Origin of the sequence: Enterovirga sp. CN4-39 (assembly GCF_049446235.1) — a bacterium.
In the GTDB taxonomy this organism is placed as follows: Bacteria; Pseudomonadota; Alphaproteobacteria; order Rhizobiales; family Beijerinckiaceae; genus Enterovirga.
Genome location: NZ_JBMSEF010000027.1, coordinates 1 through 15,772 on the forward strand (window position 1 = coordinate 1; position 15,772 = coordinate 15,772).

Annotated in this window: 17 protein-coding genes; 9 read left to right on the forward strand and 8 right to left on the reverse strand. The window is 67.4% G+C overall.

Annotation, left to right across the window (positions count from 1 at the left end; translation table 11 throughout):
* From ACO2SS_RS26385 to ACO2SS_RS26400, 4 genes are all read right to left on the reverse strand, one after another.
* Positions 1–382 (reverse strand): hypothetical protein (locus tag ACO2SS_RS26385; protein WP_423280843.1); only part of this gene is annotated, 382 nt, incomplete at its 3' end.
* Positions 383–935: 553 nt separating this feature from the next.
* The gene (locus ACO2SS_RS26390) at positions 936–1,511 is read right to left on the reverse strand and encodes a hypothetical protein (RefSeq protein ID WP_423280844.1); all 576 of its coding nucleotides are present in this window, start codon (positions 1,509–1,511) and stop codon (positions 936–938) included.
* A gap of 156 nt (positions 1,512–1,667) precedes the next feature.
* Positions 1,668–1,925 (reverse strand): hypothetical protein, encoded by a 258-nt coding sequence (locus ACO2SS_RS26395; RefSeq protein WP_423280845.1) that lies wholly within the window; start codon positions 1,923–1,925, stop codon positions 1,668–1,670.
* 20 nt (positions 1,926–1,945) lie between these two features.
* Positions 1,946–2,365, reverse strand: a complete 420-nt coding sequence (locus ACO2SS_RS26400; protein ID WP_423280846.1) for a hypothetical protein — start codon at positions 2,363–2,365, stop codon at positions 1,946–1,948.
* A 289-nt stretch (positions 2,366–2,654) separates the two neighbouring features.
* Here ACO2SS_RS26400 and ACO2SS_RS26405 point away from each other — a divergent pair, with 289 nt between their 5' ends.
* From ACO2SS_RS26405 to ACO2SS_RS26430, 6 genes are all read left to right on the forward strand, one after another.
* Positions 2,655–2,870, forward strand: a complete 216-nt coding sequence (locus tag ACO2SS_RS26405) for a helix-turn-helix transcriptional regulator (protein WP_423280847.1) — start codon at positions 2,655–2,657, stop codon at positions 2,868–2,870.
* A gap of 369 nt (positions 2,871–3,239) precedes the next feature.
* Positions 3,240–4,010 (forward strand): ABC transporter substrate-binding protein, encoded by a 771-nt coding sequence (locus tag ACO2SS_RS26410; protein ID WP_423280848.1) that lies wholly within the window; start codon positions 3,240–3,242, stop codon positions 4,008–4,010.
* Positions 4,011–4,162: 152 nt separating this feature from the next.
* On the forward strand, positions 4,163–4,816 hold the full coding sequence (locus ACO2SS_RS26415) for an amino acid ABC transporter permease (protein WP_423280849.1): 654 nt from the start codon (positions 4,163–4,165) through the stop codon (positions 4,814–4,816).
* Positions 4,813–5,544 carry an amino acid ABC transporter ATP-binding protein gene (locus ACO2SS_RS26420; protein ID WP_423280850.1) on the forward strand — a complete coding sequence of 244 codons (732 nt, stop codon included), beginning with the start codon at positions 4,813–4,815 and terminating at the stop codon, positions 5,542–5,544. The genes ACO2SS_RS26415 and ACO2SS_RS26420 overlap by 4 nt, the downstream gene beginning before the upstream one ends.
* Before the next feature lie 6 nt (positions 5,545–5,550).
* A complete protein-coding gene (locus tag ACO2SS_RS26425; protein ID WP_423280851.1) occupies positions 5,551–6,846 on the forward strand; it encodes an NAD(P)/FAD-dependent oxidoreductase in 1,296 nt (431 codons plus the stop codon).
* 108 nt (positions 6,847–6,954) lie between these two features.
* Complete coding sequence (locus tag ACO2SS_RS26430) at positions 6,955–7,740, forward strand: HesA/MoeB/ThiF family protein (protein ID WP_423280852.1); 786 nt, start codon at positions 6,955–6,957, stop codon at positions 7,738–7,740.
* Here ACO2SS_RS26430 and ACO2SS_RS26435 read toward each other — a convergent pair.
* Positions 7,737–9,725, reverse strand: a complete 1,989-nt coding sequence (locus tag ACO2SS_RS26435; RefSeq protein ID WP_423280853.1) for an AI-2E family transporter — start codon at positions 9,723–9,725, stop codon at positions 7,737–7,739. The two genes, ACO2SS_RS26430 and ACO2SS_RS26435, sit on opposite strands and share 4 nt — an antisense overlap.
* 106 nt (positions 9,726–9,831) lie before the next feature.
* Between ACO2SS_RS26435 and ACO2SS_RS26440 the strand changes: the two genes are divergently transcribed.
* Complete coding sequence (locus ACO2SS_RS26440) at positions 9,832–11,046, forward strand: PQQ-dependent sugar dehydrogenase (protein WP_423280854.1); 1,215 nt, start codon at positions 9,832–9,834, stop codon at positions 11,044–11,046.
* A gap of 19 nt (positions 11,047–11,065) precedes the next feature.
* On the opposite strand, the gene ACO2SS_RS26445 is transcribed toward ACO2SS_RS26440, so the two are convergent.
* The 3 genes from ACO2SS_RS26445 to ACO2SS_RS26455 all read right to left on the reverse strand — a co-directional run bounded on the left by ACO2SS_RS26445 (position 11,066) and on the right by ACO2SS_RS26455 (position 13,097).
* Entirely contained in the window at positions 11,066–11,443 is a 378-nt protein-coding gene (locus ACO2SS_RS26445; protein WP_423280855.1) for a hypothetical protein, read from the reverse strand.
* A 663-nt stretch (positions 11,444–12,106) separates the two neighbouring features.
* Positions 12,107–12,646 carry an ImmA/IrrE family metallo-endopeptidase gene (locus tag ACO2SS_RS26450; RefSeq protein ID WP_423280856.1) on the reverse strand — a complete coding sequence of 180 codons (540 nt, stop codon included), beginning with the start codon at positions 12,644–12,646 and terminating at the stop codon, positions 12,107–12,109.
* Complete coding sequence (locus tag ACO2SS_RS26455) at positions 12,636–13,097, reverse strand: hypothetical protein (RefSeq protein ID WP_423280857.1); 462 nt, start codon at positions 13,095–13,097, stop codon at positions 12,636–12,638. Before ACO2SS_RS26455 ends, ACO2SS_RS26450 begins: the two co-directional genes overlap by 11 nt.
* A gap of 416 nt (positions 13,098–13,513) precedes the next feature.
* Between ACO2SS_RS26455 and ACO2SS_RS26460 the strand changes: the two genes are divergently transcribed.
* Together ACO2SS_RS26460 and ACO2SS_RS26465 are read left to right on the forward strand one after the other, a co-directional pair.
* On the forward strand, positions 13,514–14,620 hold the full coding sequence (locus ACO2SS_RS26460) for an SMP-30/gluconolactonase/LRE family protein (protein ID WP_423280858.1): 1,107 nt from the start codon (positions 13,514–13,516) through the stop codon (positions 14,618–14,620).
* Between the two features lie 113 nt (positions 14,621–14,733).
* Entirely contained in the window at positions 14,734–15,717 is a 984-nt protein-coding gene (locus ACO2SS_RS26465; protein WP_423280859.1) for a Bug family tripartite tricarboxylate transporter substrate binding protein, read from the forward strand.
* The last annotated feature ends 55 nt before the right edge of the window (positions 15,718–15,772 follow it).

Genomic DNA, 15,772 nt, shown 5'->3' on the forward strand with positions numbered 1-15,772 from the left:
CCGCCATCGTGACGGTGGTCGCGGAGGTCCGGGAAGTGATCGTGGAGATCATCTGGCCGCCACTTGCCCCGGCACGCTTCAGGATGACGGTTTTGCCGACGTCGCCGGCCGTGAACGCCGCCCTTGGGCAGGTCAGGACCGCAGACCCCGCCGTGGTGGCGCAGCCTTCGCGTCGGAGGCCATCGCCCTTTGCGCCGAAAGGCTGAGACTTGACGCTGTAGCGCCCGCGCTTCGCGAACTCGCCATCGACGAAGTTGCGGTTCACGGCGCGTGTCGCATCCGTCGGCGTGTCCTTCACCGGCGGCGGAGGAAGGCTGGCCTGAGCGAACGCGAGTGAGGGCAGCAGCAGGGTGAGGGTTGCCGCGGCGAGACGGTTCAGCATGTGATGATCCGATCAGGAGATTGCGAGGAAGCCGCCGGCGTTACAGATCTTGCCGGACTGTGCCGGTAGGGAGGACGGTAGGAGTGGCGCCACCGCCTCGAGCAAGGCGATAAGCGCCGCGGCCCCAAGATTGCCCAACGCGATCTCGGCCGCGGCTTGAGCCGAGAGATCGGCGGCAGCGGCGGAAGCCCGGCACTCGGCTTCCGATTTAGCCGCCGCAGCAGCGACCTCAGCGCCGACCTGCGCGACCCGCTGGTCGATCGCCTGAAGGATAGTCCCGTCTTGCGGGATGTTTCTCAGCCGAGTCATGTAGGACGGGACCCGCGCGCCGTAGACTCTGGGATCGGTGTGCTTGATCAAGCGCAGGACAAAGTACGGGACCGCTGTGACGGTCGGCCGGCCCAGGGGCGGGCGATCCGCAGCTGGTTGGGGCCGAGGACCTCGCGGATCGCCGTGGCACCCCGCCCGCTCTGCAGGAAAACGATGTCGTACGGCAGGACGGCGAGGTCTCAGGCGACGACGTCCTGGCCGACGGCGATATTTGAGCCGTTGGTCAGCGTGATCGTGCCCTCGGCATAGATGAAGTCGACAGGCGGATCGGGCCATGCGTGATCGCTCCGGCGGCGCGCACGCCCGGTGGAACTTGTGGGTAAGGAGGCGAACTAGGAGCGGGCGGGAACGACGGAGACGGGGGTTGCCCATGCCCCCCCCTACGCGCGTCGATGCCATTCGCCTTCATGATCCCAGCAAAGCACTGCCGGCGCTCGCTGCGTGCTCCGAGATCGCGGATGTCCCGTTGCACGGCTGCGCGCTCTTCCTGAAGTGCCCAGAAGCGGTTGCGTCGCTCGATAATCGCGTGCGCGAGCGCCTCCGGCGTGCTGCTCTGAGCCTCGGCGAGCCGCGCGATGCGCTCGGACGGCGCTCCGGCCAGGTGAGACTTCGCCTCGGCCGCCATGGCGACGGCGGCCTGGAGCGGCGCGGAGAGGCCGTCATAGTGGGTCTCGACATCGGCCAGCAGTTCGCCTGCGAACGCCTCTGCCGCGCGGCCGACGACGACCTGCTGGCCGGTCGCCGCTCGGTTGCTTCGCTTCCGCTTTCGAGGCGTCGTCTCCCCAGCGGGCTTGGCCATGATGCTCAGTCGCTCCGGCCGGCACCCAGGCGCCATGATCCTGAGCTCGTGCGGGCCGGGATCGGCAAAAAACGAGCTCGATCTCGCTGCCGTCCGACACGAACCCGTCCTGGTGGGGCCCGCTGATCAGGACGTCGGCGCCGGCAGGCACGCCGGTCAGCCGGGCGCCATCCTGCTCGTCTGCCGCAACTTGGTCGCGATCGAGCGCGGCGTCGATCGCCGGCTTGAGCTGCCGCCCGTCCGCCGCGGCGGCCAGGGCCAGAACTCGCCCGTGAGCGGCGGGACATCCTCGATCCGCGCCACGCCGGCCGGAAGGTTCGCGCGGATCCGCTCCACCATTTCGGCCGGAGCCGGATAGGCGGTCGAGTTCTCGCCGACATAGCTGCCGGCCTCGTCCAGAAACCACAGGGGCATCAGAACACCTCGAGCGCGGTTCAGCGGACCTGCAGGTCATTGGCGAGCCAGTTCGTCACGTGAATGCTGGCCCCGTCGTAGTCGATCCACCAGCCGCCGCTTTCGGTGCCGCCCGTGGCACCACCCCCGCCGCCTCCGGCATAGACACTTTCGAACCGGAATGGGCTGCACCAGCGCTGAGCCATAGCCGAATTCGGGGGGAGCGCGCCGTACAACGTCTGGCTGTTCGCCTTGCCGAGGAGCATCCAGTGCCCGATGTACTGGACCCCGAAGGCCTCCTGGATCGTCCCGGCGAACGGATTGTTGATCGCCCGAGCTAAAGCTACGATGATGTCCGGCTGATGGCCAAGCCCGTGCGGGCCGAAGGACCTTACCCGGGCCGTGATGGCGCTCGGGATGGGTCCGGCCGAGGAGGCGAAGCTGTTTGCCGGAACGCACAATGTGCCGCTCTCGCGAGGTCTGGTCGCGGTCTGGCCGGAAGCTCTGAAGAAGCGCCTTAAGCCTTCGACGGCGCCGAAGGATGAGGCCGGTGTCGCACCGCCCTCCCCCGACCCCGAGCGCTCGTCCGACTAATCCCGACACTCCCAGCCGACCCGAGCAGCCCACTCCGGCCGGCGGTGGTTACGTGCCTGGCCCGCTCATGAAGCGGTGCCCCGTCTGCGATCGTTCCTACGTGGGTGGCCGAACCTCGGCGAGGTGCCAGGACTAAGCTGACACGGGAGGCGGACTATGAGCATCACCCTCCTGCGCATAAGCGATGTCATTGAACGTACAAAGCTCGGCAGATCGACCGTATACAAGTGGATGGAGAAGAGGAACTTTCCGCGGTCAATAGAGCTTGCCCCGGGTATCGTTCGGTGGGACGAGCAGGAGATCGAGGCCAGGATCGACGCCCGCCGAAAGCGTGTCGAGGGGGTATCCGGTGATCCACATCAAGCACCTTAGCAAACCGGGTATTTTGGCGGGTATCTTTCAGGACCGCAGCGGAGCGCGGTGAGATTCGCCAGCAACTTAGCCCCGGAGTTCGAGTCCCTCCGCGGTCGCCAGCCTTGACGGGCCGGCGCATCCGCCTTGGCGGAAGCACGCAACGGCGGGTTTCGGGATCTTCACGATCCCGCGGGGAAACCGATCAGGCGGGCGGGCCATGATGGGCGAGGGGTGGCCCTCGACGCCTGGGTGTCCCCCGCTCTCTCCCTTGTCTGCAATCCTGCCAATTGCTCAGTTTCACTGTCGGACAGCGGCTTGCGCCCACGCGCAAGACACCGTTTTATGGCTACGCTTGTTGGCCATCACAGCCCAGGAAAGAGCCTAGAAATGTCCTTCCGCGTTCGTTTCTCCCGTCGCTCCCTCGTGGCGGCAGCTTTCGTCGCGGCGGCTGTTTCCAGCCCGGCTCTCGCCCAGCAAACGCTGAAGGTCGGCTCCACCCCGACGGGCATCCCGTTCACCTTCCTGGATACGCAGACGAACAAGATCCAGGGGATCATGGTCGATATCGCGGAAGCTGTCGGCAAGGATGCGGGTTTCGCCATCCAGGTCGAGCCGATGCAATTCTCCGCCCTGATCGGCTCACTGACCTCCAGCCGGATCGATCTGATCGCTGCGGCGATGTACATCACCGAAGCCCGCAAGCAGGTCATCGATTTCTCCGGGCCGATCTACACTTATGGTGACGGGCTCTTCGTGCCGAAGGGGGACACGAAGGAGTACAAGGACATCAACGACATGAAGGGGATGGCGGTCGGCGTGCAGGTCGGCACCGCCTTCGTCGAGCCTCTCCAGAAGAGCGGCCTCTTCAGCGACGTGAAGCTCTACGACAATATTCCGGACATCCTGCGCGACGTGAATGCCGGGCGCATCAAGGCCGGCTTCGCCGACTATCCGATCGTCGCCTACAACCTGCAGCAGGGCCGCTTCCCCGAGGTGCGCCTCGTGAAGGGCTACAAGCCGATGGTGGTCGGCTCCGTCGGCATCGGCGTTCGCAAGAGCGACGGCGAACTCCTGAAGAAGGTCAATACCTCGCTCGACAAGCTCAAGGCGGACGGAACGATCAAGAAGATCCTCGCCAAGTGGGGGCTCGAGGAGTAGCGCTCGCCCGTGTGGCGGCCGAGTTCGCCCGGCCGCCTCGGATCCAAGATGATTGGCGCTCGCAGCGATCGCGATCGGCGGGATGCGCCCGGTGACGACAGGCGGAGCCTGTCACCAGCAGCTCCTCGCAGGCTGACGGCCTTGTTTCCCTGATGGACAGTTTCCTCAAGCAATCGGTCGAGTACCTGCCCATCCTGATGCAGGGGCTCAAGCTGACCGTGCTCGTCACGGTCGGCTCGCTTGCGCTCTCGACAGTGCTCGGGCTCGTCTGGGCCCTGATGCGGGTGTCGGGGAACCGCTGGCTTGCCGGGACGGCCAAGACGATCGTGAACGTGATCCGGGGCATCCCGATCATCGTCCAGCTTTTCTACATCTACTTCGTGCTGCCGGATTTCGGCATCTCGCTCACCGCACTCCAGGCCGCGATCATCGGCCTCGGCGTCGCCTATTCGGCCTACCAGTCCGAGAATTTCCGCGCCGGGATCGAGGCAATCGACAAGGGCCAGCTCGAGGCCGCACAATCGATCGGCATGGGCTGGTGGCTCACCATGCGACGGGTGATCCTGCCGCAGGCCTTCAAGATCGTCCTGCCGCCCTACGGCAACATCATGATCATGATGCTGAAGGATTCCTCGCAGGCTTCCACCATCACGGTCGCGGAACTCGCGCTTCAGGGCCGCCTGATCGCCTCGGCGACCTTCCAGAACACGACGGTCTTCACGCTGGTGGCGGGGCTGTACCTCTGCATGAGCCTGCCGCTCATCTGGATCGTAGGGCGGCTCGAAAAGAGGTTCGGCCGGCGATGATCGAACTCGTCGACGTCCACAAGCGCTTCGGCTCGCTGGAGGTGATCAAGGGCGTCTCTGCGAACGTCGAAGCGGGCGAGGTGGTCTGCATCATCGGCCCGTCGGGATCGGGCAAGTCGACGATCCTGCGCTGCATCAACGGGCTGGAGAGCTACGAGGCGGGAAGCATCACGGTCGAAGGCGTGAGGGTGAACCGCGATTCACCCTCGATCACGGCCGTGCGGACGCAGGTCTCGATGGTGTTCCAGCGCTTCAACCTCTTTCCCCATCGCACCGCGATCGAGAACGTGGTCGAGGGCCCGATCTACGTGAAGCGCGAGCCACGGGCGACCGCCATGGAGCACGGTCGGCAGCTTCTCGACCGCGTGGGCCTCGGGAACAAGGCAGAGTCCTACCCGCACGAGCTCTCTGGCGGTCAGCAGCAGCGCGTCGCGATCGCCCGTGCGCTCGCGATGCGGCCGAAGGCGATCCTCTTCGACGAGCCGACCTCGGCGCTCGATCCGGAGCTCGTCGGCGAAGTGCTCTCCGTGATGCGGCTCCTCGCCGAGGATGGCATGACGATGGTCGTCGTCACGCACGAGATCTCCTTCGCGGGCGAGGTCGCCGATCGCGTGCTTTTCCTGGACCACGGCGTGATCGTGGAGGAAGGCAACGCGGCCGAGGTGCTGTCGAGTCCGAAGCAGCCCCGGACCCAGGATTTCCTTCGTCGCGTGTTGCGGCCGATCTGAAACGCCATGGCAGAACCTTTCCCGCTCGCCCCCTCGCTCTGGGCCGCCACGGCGCCTCCTCCGCCGCCGACGCCGCCGCTCGCGGTCTCGACGAATGCGGATGTCTGCGTGGTCGGGGGTGGCTATGCGGGTCTCTCGACGGCGCTCCACCTCGCCGAACGCGGCGTGAAGACGGTCGTACTGGAGGCGCAGGAGCCCGGCTGGGGCGGCTCGGGCCGCAATGGCGGGCAGGTCATTCCCGGCATCAAGTACGATCCGGATGAGCTGACGCGCATGTTCCCGGATACGGCCGAGCGGCTCGTTCCGTTCGTCGGTGGGACGGCAGACGCAGTGTTCGACCTGATCCGCCGCCACGGGCTGGACGTCCCGCATGTCCGGGCCGGCTGGATCCAGGGCGCACACACCCCCGCCTCGGTCGAGACCGTCCGGAGCCGGGCCGAACAATGGGCACGGCGCGGCGCAGACACGGAATATCTCGACAAGACGGCAACCGAGCGCCTCCTCGGCACGCCGCAATACGATGCGGGCTGGATCGACCGTCGCGGCGGGGCCGTGCAGCCGCTGGCCTATGCGCGGGAACTCGCCCGGGTCGCCATCGCGGCCGGCGCCACCATCCACGGCGGGACGCGGGCTGCGGGCTTGACGCGCAAAGGCGGCCGCTGGACGGTCGCCACCGGAAACGGCGCGAGCGTCACGGCGGACCGCGTCGTCCTTTGCACCAACGGCTATACGGGTGATCTCTGGCCGAGCCTGCGCGAGACCATCATCGCCCCGAACTCGTTCCAGATCGCGACGGCGCCGCTTTCGGACAACCTGCGCAAGTCCATCCTGCCGGAAGGGCAAGTCACGTCCGACACGCGCAAGCTCCTGCTCTACTTCCGGCTCGACCACACGGGCCGCTTCCTCATGGGCGGGCGCGGTCCCTTCCGTGAACCGAAGGGACCGGAGGACTGGGCCCATCTCGAGCGGGTGCTCGTGAAGATGTTCCCGCAGCTCCAGGGCACGCCGATCGAGTACCGCTGGTGCGGACGCGTGGCCCTGACACGCGATTTCCTGCCCCACCTGCACGAACCGGAGCCGGGCCTGACGATCGATATCGGCTGCATGGGCCGGGGCGTCGGGCTGCAGACCGCGATGGGCATGAAGCTCGCCGAATATGTTGCCACGGGCGACCGCTCCGCCCTGCCCTTCCCGGTCACGGGCATCAAGAGGCTGCCGCTTCACGCCCTTCACAAGGCCTATGTGTCGGCCATCATCGCCTGGTATCGGCTCACCGATGGCGGCGTGAAGGCCTCGGCATAGATCGAGCGCGTACCGGCGTCCTGCCCCTGCCCCGAGCTTGATCGCCGGCGCGAAAGAGCCGAGAGGGCAGCCGGGAGCGGTCCCGGAGGGCCGCGCACGGAGCGCAGGATGAAGCTCTCGACCGACGAGATCGAACGCTATGCCCGCCACCTCGTGCTGCGTGACGTCGGCGGGCCGGGGCAGGCAAAGCTCCGCGCGGCCCGCGTCCTCGTGATCGGTGCGGGCGGGCTCGGATCGCCCCTCGTCCAGTATCTCGCGGCTGCGGGGATCGGAACGATCGGCATCGTGGACGACGACACGGTGTCGCTCTCCAACCTGCAGCGGCAGATCCTGCATGGGACGCCCGACATCGGACGCCTCAAGGTGGCGAGCGCGGAGGACGCGGTGCGCCGCCTCAACCCGGGCGTCGAGATCGAGGCGCATGTGACCCGGCTCAGTACCGAGAACGCACGCGAGCTCATCCACCCCTACGACGTCGTCGCTGACGGCTCGGACAATTTCGACACGCGCTACGCCGTCTCGGACGCCTGCTTTTTCGAGAGGAAGCCCCTGGTCACGGCAGCGCTCGGCCAGTTCGACGCGTCCCTTACGACGATCCGGGCGCACGAGACCGGATCGGACGGCCGCCCCAACCCGACCTATCGCTGCCTGTTTCCCGAGCCGCCGCCGGCCGGTGCGGTGCCGACCTGCGCGGAGGCGGGCATTCTCGGGGCGCTTGCGGGTGTCATGGGTTCGCTGATGGCAATGGAGGTCATGCGCGAGATCGTCGGCTTCGGCACCGGGCTCGTCGGCCGGCTCCTCATGGTGGATGCGCTCGCGATGCGCTTCGAGACGCTCCGCTATTCGTGGGACGAGGCGAACCCCCTCAGCGGCAGCGGAGCCGACGCTCCCTAGATCGCGGCCTCGAGCTCCTTGCGGGGCTCGGGCGCCAGCTCCTCCGGGTTTGCCGCTGCGGCTGCCGCTTCCGCGGCCTCCAGGCAGACGCGGAGCGCCTCGCGCAGGGTCACGACGTAGTGATCAGCGCCGACCTGGCTGCGCAGCGAGGCGTCCGTCAGGATCGCGTCCTCGCGCGGCCAGAGGCCGACGAGGAGCGGCGCCTTCGGCAGCTTCTGGCGGAGCCGCCGGAGCAGGTAACGGAGGTGAGCCGGGCTGCCGCTGATCTCCAGATACGAGATGCAGACCATCGCCACGCCTGTCGTGTCCAGTCGGCGGATATGGTCGCGCGACACGGCTTCGTGCGGCACGACCCGGGCGCCGAGCCCGTGCTTGCGCAGAAGCTGCGCCAGCATCGCGGCAGCGCCCTCGTCGAGCGTTCCGCGGCCGGCGATGCAGAGGATCGCGCCCTCGTGCCGCCATTCCGGCGGAAGGCGCTCGGGATCGGGCGCCTGCACGTCCAGGGGCGGTTCGGCGCCGACCTCCTGCTCGCGCCGCGGCGGTGCGACCGGCGCGCCGCCCGAGGGGTCGGAGGAGGGCTCGATGTCCTGGTGGTCGTCCAGATCCTCGACCAGGTCGGCGATCGCGCCCCGGATCGTCTCGAGCTGCGGCTTTGTCAGAACGCCGCGCGTCGCGTCGTTGGCCGCGAGCTGGAGGCCTTTCAGGGCGACCTCGTCGTAATAGGCGGAGAGCGGACGCTCCTTGAGCAGGAGCTCGGCATGTTCGAGCGCCTCGTCCGAGTCGCCCGCCAGCATGCGCTGGTAGAAGCTTTCGACCGGGGTGAGCGCGGGCCTGTCACCGAAGAGCACATCGAGGAATTCGAGCCGCTCGACATGCCGGCCGAGCACCACGAGGACCACGGTGAACGGGGTCGACAAGAGGAGGCCGATCGGCCCCCAGAGCCACGTCCAGAAGATCGCCGAGATGATGACCGCGAAGGGCGAGAGCCCGGTCGAGTGGCCATAGACCATCGGTTCGATCACGTGGCCCATGAGGGGCTCGGTCACGGCGAACAGGGCCACGGTCCAGAGCGCCATCGTCCAGCCGGAGGGATCGACCGCGGCCGCGAGGGCGATCGGGAACACGGCCGATACCAGCGCGCCCACATAGGGCACGAAGCGCATCAGCCCCGCGAACACGCCCCACAGGATCGGGCTCGGCACGCCGATCGCCCACAGGCCGATCCCGATGACGATGCCGAAGACCGTGTTCAGCGCGAGCTGGGTGAGGAAGTAGCGCGAGAGGCGGCGCGCGGCGTCGTCCATCGCGACCGTGGTGCGGTGCAGGTCCTGCGAGCCGAAGAGCCGGATCATCCGGTCACGCAGATCCTCCCGCTGCAGGAGGATGAAGATCGCCACGATCAGCACGATGCCGGCAGTCGCCAGAGGATGCACCACCGGCCCGAGCACGCTTTGCGCGATCTCGAACGGCGTTGCGGGGCGCTCCTTCACCTGGACGGGGAGCGGCGGCGGGGTGGTCTCGCCAGTCTCGCTCGGGGTCGTGGCGGCCGGCGGCTCGTTCGTGGCCTGCTCGATCTGCCGGCCCACGCTGCGGATCAGCTCGTTCACCCGGCCCAAGGTCGCTTCCCGCAGGTGGTCGACCTTGGTGAGGATGGTAGCCTGGTAGCGGGGGACGTCCTGCGCGAGCTGGGCGACCTGGAGGCCGATGACGCCGCTCACGGCGGCCATCAGGCTGATCGCGAACAGCACGGTGAGCACGACCGCCGGGACGCGCGGGATGCGGAAGCGGCGGAGCAGCGCGACCAGCGGCGCCAGCACGAAGCTCAGCAGGATCGCCAGCACCACGGGGATGAAGATGTCGCGCCCGACATAGAGGGCCGCCACCACGACGACGCCGACGACGATCGTCAGCAGCCCCTGCATCCCCGGCATGTCGGGCGGCGCGACCCGGGTCTCCGCAGGGGGCGTTGGCAGGGCGCCAGCCATCGATCACATCCGTAAGGGAGCGACATCGAAGCCGCCGATGCGTGGGAACGCAGACGGAGGTCGTTGGTTCGCTGAAGAGCACGGACAAGAGCGACGGGAGTGACGGATGCGGAAGAGAACCGTGGCAATCGCGGCGGCCCTCGTGGCCGGGAGCCTTTCCGCACCCGCGGCCTGGGCGGCGAGCGCCGAGACGGCGCCGCCCAATGCGCCGGACCAGAAGCCGGCCTTCCCGGGGCAGACCCGTGCGCCGGCGCCTGCCGAGCCAACCGCCGTCGCGACCACCACGGTCGCCGAGGGCATCCAGGGCGGCTGGGGCTTCGAGTTCCTGCCGGACGGCCGGATGATCGTGACCGAGAAGTCGGGCCAGCTCCGGATCGTGCCGCCGAACGGAACGCCCGGCGAGCCGATCAAGGGCGTGCCGAAGGTCGATTCCCGCGGCCAGGGCGGGCTTCTCGACGTGGCGCTCAGCCCGAACTTCGCCGAGGACCGGCTCGTCTATGTCTCCTTCAGCGAGCCGCGGCAGGGCGGCGGCAACGGCACGAGCGTGGCGCGGGGCAAGCTCGTGGAGGAGAACGGGCAGCCGCGGCTCGAGAACGTGCAGGTGATCTTCCGCCAGACGCCCGCCTGGCAGAACAACATGCATTTCGGCTCCCGCCTCGTCTTCGCACCGGACGGGAAGCTCTTCGTGACCGTCGGGGAGCGCTCCGACCGCGAACCGCGGGTGCAGGCGCAGCAGCTCTCCAGCGGGCTCGGGAAGGTGTTCCGCATCAACCCGGACGGGTCGGCCCCGGCCGACAATCCCTTTGTCGACAGGAAGGGAGCCCAGCCCGCCATCTGGTCCTACGGCCACCGCAACGTGCAATCCGCGACGCTGGACTCGTCCGGCCGGCTCTGGATCGTCGAGCACGGGCCGCGCGGGGGCGACGAGCTGAACCACCCCGAACCCGGCAAGAACTACGGCTGGCCCGAGGTGACCTACGGGGTCGAATATAGCGGCCAGAAGGTCGGCCGCGGCGTCACCCAGCGCGACGGCACCGAGCAGCCCGTCTATTACTGGGACCCGGTCATCGGCCCCTCCGGCATGGCCGTCTATGAGGGGAGCCTGTTCCCGAACTGGCGCGGCGCCCTCCTGGTCGGCGGCCTCGTCAGCCAGGGCCTCGTCGTCCTCCGCCTGGAGAACGGCCGGGTCGTCAGCGAGGAGCGCATCCCGCTCGGCGGGCGCACGCGGGACGTGAAGGTCGGGCCGGACGGCGCCGTCTACGCGCTGCTGGAAACGCGCGGCGGCGGGCCGTCGCGCATCGTCCGGATCGCGCCGAAATAGTCCCGGCGCGCCGCGCTCCTCAGGCGGGGGCGCCCTCGACCTCTTCGGCCAGGGCCGTCAGGAAGAAGAACAGCACGGCCGACCGGGAGGGTTCTGCGACCTCGCGCCCTTCGATCGTGGCCCAGTAGGCCTCGTCATGCGCGAGGATGTCCTGGAACGCCTCATCCGGCGCGTCGTCGCCCGCATGCCTCGCCAGCAGCGCCGTTAGCGCCAGCTTGAGGCATGTCGGGTAGCAGCGCGGACCATTTTCGTGAAAGCGCCGGAGCGAGCCGCAGCAGCGCTGCCCGGCCCGGCAGCGCCCTTCCGGGCAGCCGCGAAACCATTCGCCCTCCCCGGCGACGTCCCGCGCTTCGGCGATGCGTTTGGCGGGCATGAAGGGCGGCGCGAGTGTCGTCACGGCAAAACCTCCGATTGGGCAAGGGGGGACGTCCGGCGGCCAGACCGGGTTGGTCGCGCTTCACGACCGGCGAAGAAGGGGACGCGGGACGCCGCGAGACCCTGATGAATTTGGAAACCGGTCTCCCGGCGTCCCGGACCGGCCCGAAAGCCGGCCTCTGCATCGCGGCTCTTTTCGACCCCTGGGCACACGCCCGGTCAGTCGCCCGGGCGCCGGATCACCGGACCCGACCTCGGGACACCGCCCCCTCCCCGCACCGATCCGGACCCGGTGATCACGGCGGCTCCCTCGGCGAGGAAGGGCGAAAGTCCTATATAGGATTATTTTCTAGGAGTCAAACTGAGGTTTTCGTAACGGGCTTGGGCCTCGCCAAGAGCGGTCAGATCGACCACTTGGACGGCCCTCAAACGCCTTGAGGGCCGGTAGCGCCTCACGGCCCACCTTTTCCCTTAGAAGCCTCCACCAGGACGCTCGAAAGCGTCCTTCGTTGTTCAGGCTGAATTCGGCGGATAGACAAGCATCTCAGAAGATACTGCCGCATGCTCTCCGAATGATCCAACTCAAACGCTGAATTGATCGACAGTATTGACGCGTCAACATTCCCCTACGGGGCGAACCGCCTGCTGCAAGTGGCGGAAAAAGCCGCAAACGCAGAGGGCAAGGTCATTCGCTGTTAGAACCAATAAGCTCCGGAGGCGGCGCCTCGGACAGTCGAGCCGGTGGGCGCAAACCTAAGCTCTCCATCCGGACAGTCATTGCCGCTGGCGAGACGCCGAAGTGCCGCGCGAGGTCCACCGGGTTGTCGGCGGTCTTCGCGCGGGCACGAACAGCTCCGCTTGGCATAAGCAATTCAGCCGCGAAGCGATTCGCTTGAACCTCATGCAAAGGGTTGATGATGTCGCCCACCCCTGAGGAACCCGACGAGAAAAGGCGGTCAAGGTGCCCGCGCTCCCCGACAAGATCGCGATGAAGAAGATAGTGCCCGAGTTCGTGAGCGGCCGTGAACCGTCTACGCTGCGGCCCCTCCTTCGAGTTCACGACGATGCGGTACCTGTCGCCGATCCGCTGGATCTTGCCCGACACGCCGGGAGCCATCGGTTGCTCAGAATAGTCCACCCCAAGCGCTTTGATCAGGCGTGCGACATCCACAGGCCCCTCGCCACTCGCGAGTTGGCGGACAATCTCGATCTCGTCAGCGGCCATTCCCCTCACCGTCTGCGTCGAGGAATCCCATCATACGTTCCATCTGGTCGTTAGATAGGGTGTCGGGAGCGATTTTCGACGTCTGCAGCCATTCAATAGCGGCCCTCCTTGCGATTGGAGGTGCCTGTACCCTCGCTTCCACCCGAGCACTTCGCCGTGCTGACTTAATAGCCGCGCGAAGCAGTTGCGACCTGATCTCACGATAGCCCCAAATAGCTAAGGCGGCGAGTGCGAAAGCCAAGAGAGCAATCATCAGACTCGCAGCGGTGAGAATGATCGACACAAAATCTTTGTACTCAACAGAAGCCGGGCCGGGCTTTTGTTGCAGCAGCAACCAGAAGCCTTGAGACGGCTCCGGCGCTAGCCATCCTGTCTTTACGGCTACAACATGAACAACGACCAGACTGACGTTGAACAGCGTGACCACGCCCAAAAGCGGGCGCTTGAACATCGCCGACCTCACTCCATTCCGAAGGCCATGATACACGAGTGTGTTTATATCACCACTTAGGCTTTCGTTTGATCGGCCACCCTCTCCTCCGCTTCGCCAATGTATTCGGGAAGCTGGCATTACTCCCTTAGATGTGGGAGCCAATTGGGATTGTTGGCCGCTCGGCCTATTGTCTGTCGTCCGTCATGAAGGCGTCTTGCGCTAGTTCTCCTGGGCGAGACGCCGAGCCAACACTGCGTTGCGGTACGGATAGGCGCTGCCCCGCTGTCCTCGACGCTGCGGGCGCCGTGACTTTCTGGGTGCGCACCGCGTCTGACAGACACGCTCGCAAATCCGACAAGTCTCACAGGGCCGCCGGAACGCCCGCGAAACGGGCTGGTTGACGGAGCGACACTCCAAAAACCGGCGGCCGTCCCATGAACACTCGCCTCGTCGCGCTCGCCATCGCGGGCGTCCTTGCATCCGGCCTCGCGCAGGCGCAGGCGCCCGCTTCCCAGAAGGCCAAGCTGGAGACGGTCGCCCGGTTCGACCATCAGGCGACCGGCGTCGCCGTCACGCAGGACGGGCGCATCTTCGTGAATTTCCCGCGCTGGACGGAGGACACCGCCGTCTCGGTCGCGGAGGTGAAGGGTGGGAAGCTCGTCCCCTATCCGGACGAGGCCTGGAACGGGTGGCGCAACGCCAAGAAGGACCAGGTGACGCCCGAGGACCATTGGGTCTGCGTGCAGAGCGTCGTGGCCCGTGACGGGTCGCTCTGGGTGCTCGATCCGGCCGCACCGGCCCTGGAGAAGATCGTGAAGGGCGGCCCGAAGCTCGTCCAGATCGACCTCGCGACGAACAAGGTCGTGCGGACCTACCCGTTCAGCGAGCAGGTCGCCCCGGAGGGCACCTACCTGAACGACATCCGCTTCAGCCCGGACGGCCGCTGGGGATACCTGACCGATTCCGGCCGCGGCGCGCTGCTGGTGATCGACCTGAATTCGGGCGAGATCCGGCGCGTCCTCGACGGCGTCTCCAGCACGCAGGCCGAGAAGGGCGTGGTGGTGCGCACGGACGGGAAGGAGCTGCGGCGACCGGACGGCGTCCAGCCCACCTTCAACTCCGATGGCATCGAGCTCTCGCCGGACGGCGCGACGCTCTACTGGCAGGCGATCTCGGGCCGCACGCTCTATTCGATCCCGACCGAGGCGCTGCGGGATGCGAGCCTTTCGACGCAGGACCTGGAATCCCGCGTGAAGAAGGAGGGTCCGACTGTGCCGGCCGACGGGCTCTGGATGAGCCGCAAGGGGCAGTTCTTCTTCACGTCCGTGGAGGACAATTCGGTGAAGCTGCGGACGGAGGACGGCAAGCTCGCGACGATCGTGCAGGATCCGAAGCTCCGCTGGCCGGATTCCATGGCCGAAGGCCCCGACGGGCGGATCTACGTCACGGCCTCCCACATCATGGACAACCGCTGGTTCAACCCGAAGGCCGGGGTGGCGACGAAGACCGAACTGTTCCGCTTCGCACCGCCGTCGCGCTGACGGGGAGCGCGCGACCCTCCGACGATGTGAGGTCTTCGGAGAGGCTGGAACGCGCCGCCGGATGTGTCATCTTGCCGGGCAACCGCACAAGACGGTCCGGACGGGAGGAACACGTGGAGACGATCGGAAGACGGGCGCTCATTTCGGGCGCGGGCGCCGCGGCGGTGCTCGCCGCCACGGGAGGGTGTGCCTCCGCCCAAGGCAAGTGGCCCGAGCGGCCCGTGCGCTTCGTCGTCCCGCTCGCACCGGGCGGGGCGATCGACTTCGTGGCGCGCCAGTGCGGGGAGGTGATGTCCCGCCAGATCGGCCAGCAGGTGATCGTCGAGAACCGGACCGGGGCCGGCGGGACGATCGGCATGGACACGGTGATGAAGAGCGATCCGGACGGCTACACGATCCTGATCGGGAACGACAACGCCGCGGCCGCGCCGCACATCCTCAAGCTGCCGCACGACTACACCAAGGTGCTGCTGCCGGTGATCGATATCGGCCACCAGCCGCTCGTGCTCGGCGTCCACCCCTCGCTCGGCGTCAATTCCATCGAGGAGTACCTGGCCTATGCCCGGAGGAACCCGGGGCTCGGCTTCGCCTCCTCCGGGGTCGGCTCGAACCAGCACGTCCTCGGCGCATGGCTCGCCCGCGAGACGGGGATCAGGCTCGACCACGTGCCGTATCGGGGTGCCGGCCAGGCCGTGAACGACCTCGTGGCCGGCCACGTCAAATCCGCCCTGCTCGGCCCGACCGCCCTGATCCCCCACCACCTGGCGGGCACCATCAAGATCATCGGCCAGTCGAGCGAGCGGCGCGCGCCGACGCTGCCGGACATCCCGACCCTGCAGGAGGGCGGCGTGAAAGGCGTGGCCCTGGAGGCGTGGTACGCGGCTTTCGCGCCGCCCGGCACGCCCCCCGCCCTGATCGCGGAGATCAATGCCGCCATCGGGAAGTCGCTCACCGACCCGAGGCTGCGCGAGGCCTTCACGAAGGGCATCATGGAGCCGATCGGCGGGCCGCCCGAACGGCTCGATCAGCTCGCCCGTGCGGATTCGGCGAAATACGAGCGGCTCGTGCGCGAGCTGGAGATCCGGGTCGGCGGCTGACGGCGCGAAGTTTGCGGGCAGGAGGCGGTACGGGCCGTGCCGACCCGAAGGAGAC

Excerpts from the sequence above, each read along its gene's own strand:
- ACO2SS_RS26390 (WP_423280844.1), bottom strand. The coding sequence starts at position 1,511 with ATGGCCAAGCCCGCTGGGGAGACGACGCCTCGAAAGCGGAAGCGAAGC.
- ACO2SS_RS26395 (WP_423280845.1), bottom strand. The coding sequence starts at position 1,925 with ATGCCCCTGTGGTTTCTGGACGAGGCCGGCAGCTATGTCGGCGAGAAC.
- ACO2SS_RS26410 (WP_423280848.1), top strand. The coding sequence starts at position 3,240 with ATGTCCTTCCGCGTTCGTTTCTCCCGTCGCTCCCTCGTGGCGGCAGCT.
- ACO2SS_RS26420 (WP_423280850.1), top strand. The coding sequence starts at position 4,813 with ATGATCGAACTCGTCGACGTCCACAAGCGCTTCGGCTCGCTGGAGGTG.
- ACO2SS_RS26460 (WP_423280858.1), top strand. The coding sequence starts at position 13,514 with ATGAACACTCGCCTCGTCGCGCTCGCCATCGCGGGCGTCCTTGCATCC.
- ACO2SS_RS26450 (WP_423280856.1), bottom strand. The coding sequence starts at position 12,646 with ATGGCCGCTGACGAGATCGAGATTGTCCGCCAACTCGCGAGTGGCGAG.
- ACO2SS_RS26430 (WP_423280852.1), top strand. The coding sequence starts at position 6,955 with ATGAAGCTCTCGACCGACGAGATCGAACGCTATGCCCGCCACCTCGTG.
- ACO2SS_RS26455 (WP_423280857.1), bottom strand. The coding sequence starts at position 13,097 with ATGTTCAAGCGCCCGCTTTTGGGCGTGGTCACGCTGTTCAACGTCAGT.
- ACO2SS_RS26415 (WP_423280849.1), top strand. The coding sequence starts at position 4,163 with ATGGACAGTTTCCTCAAGCAATCGGTCGAGTACCTGCCCATCCTGATG.
- ACO2SS_RS26440 (WP_423280854.1), top strand. The coding sequence starts at position 9,832 with ATGCGGAAGAGAACCGTGGCAATCGCGGCGGCCCTCGTGGCCGGGAGC.
- ACO2SS_RS26425 (WP_423280851.1), top strand. The coding sequence starts at position 5,551 with ATGGCAGAACCTTTCCCGCTCGCCCCCTCGCTCTGGGCCGCCACGGCG.
- ACO2SS_RS26435 (WP_423280853.1), bottom strand. The coding sequence starts at position 9,725 with ATGGCTGGCGCCCTGCCAACGCCCCCTGCGGAGACCCGGGTCGCGCCG.
- ACO2SS_RS26405 (WP_423280847.1), top strand. The coding sequence starts at position 2,655 with ATGAGCATCACCCTCCTGCGCATAAGCGATGTCATTGAACGTACAAAG.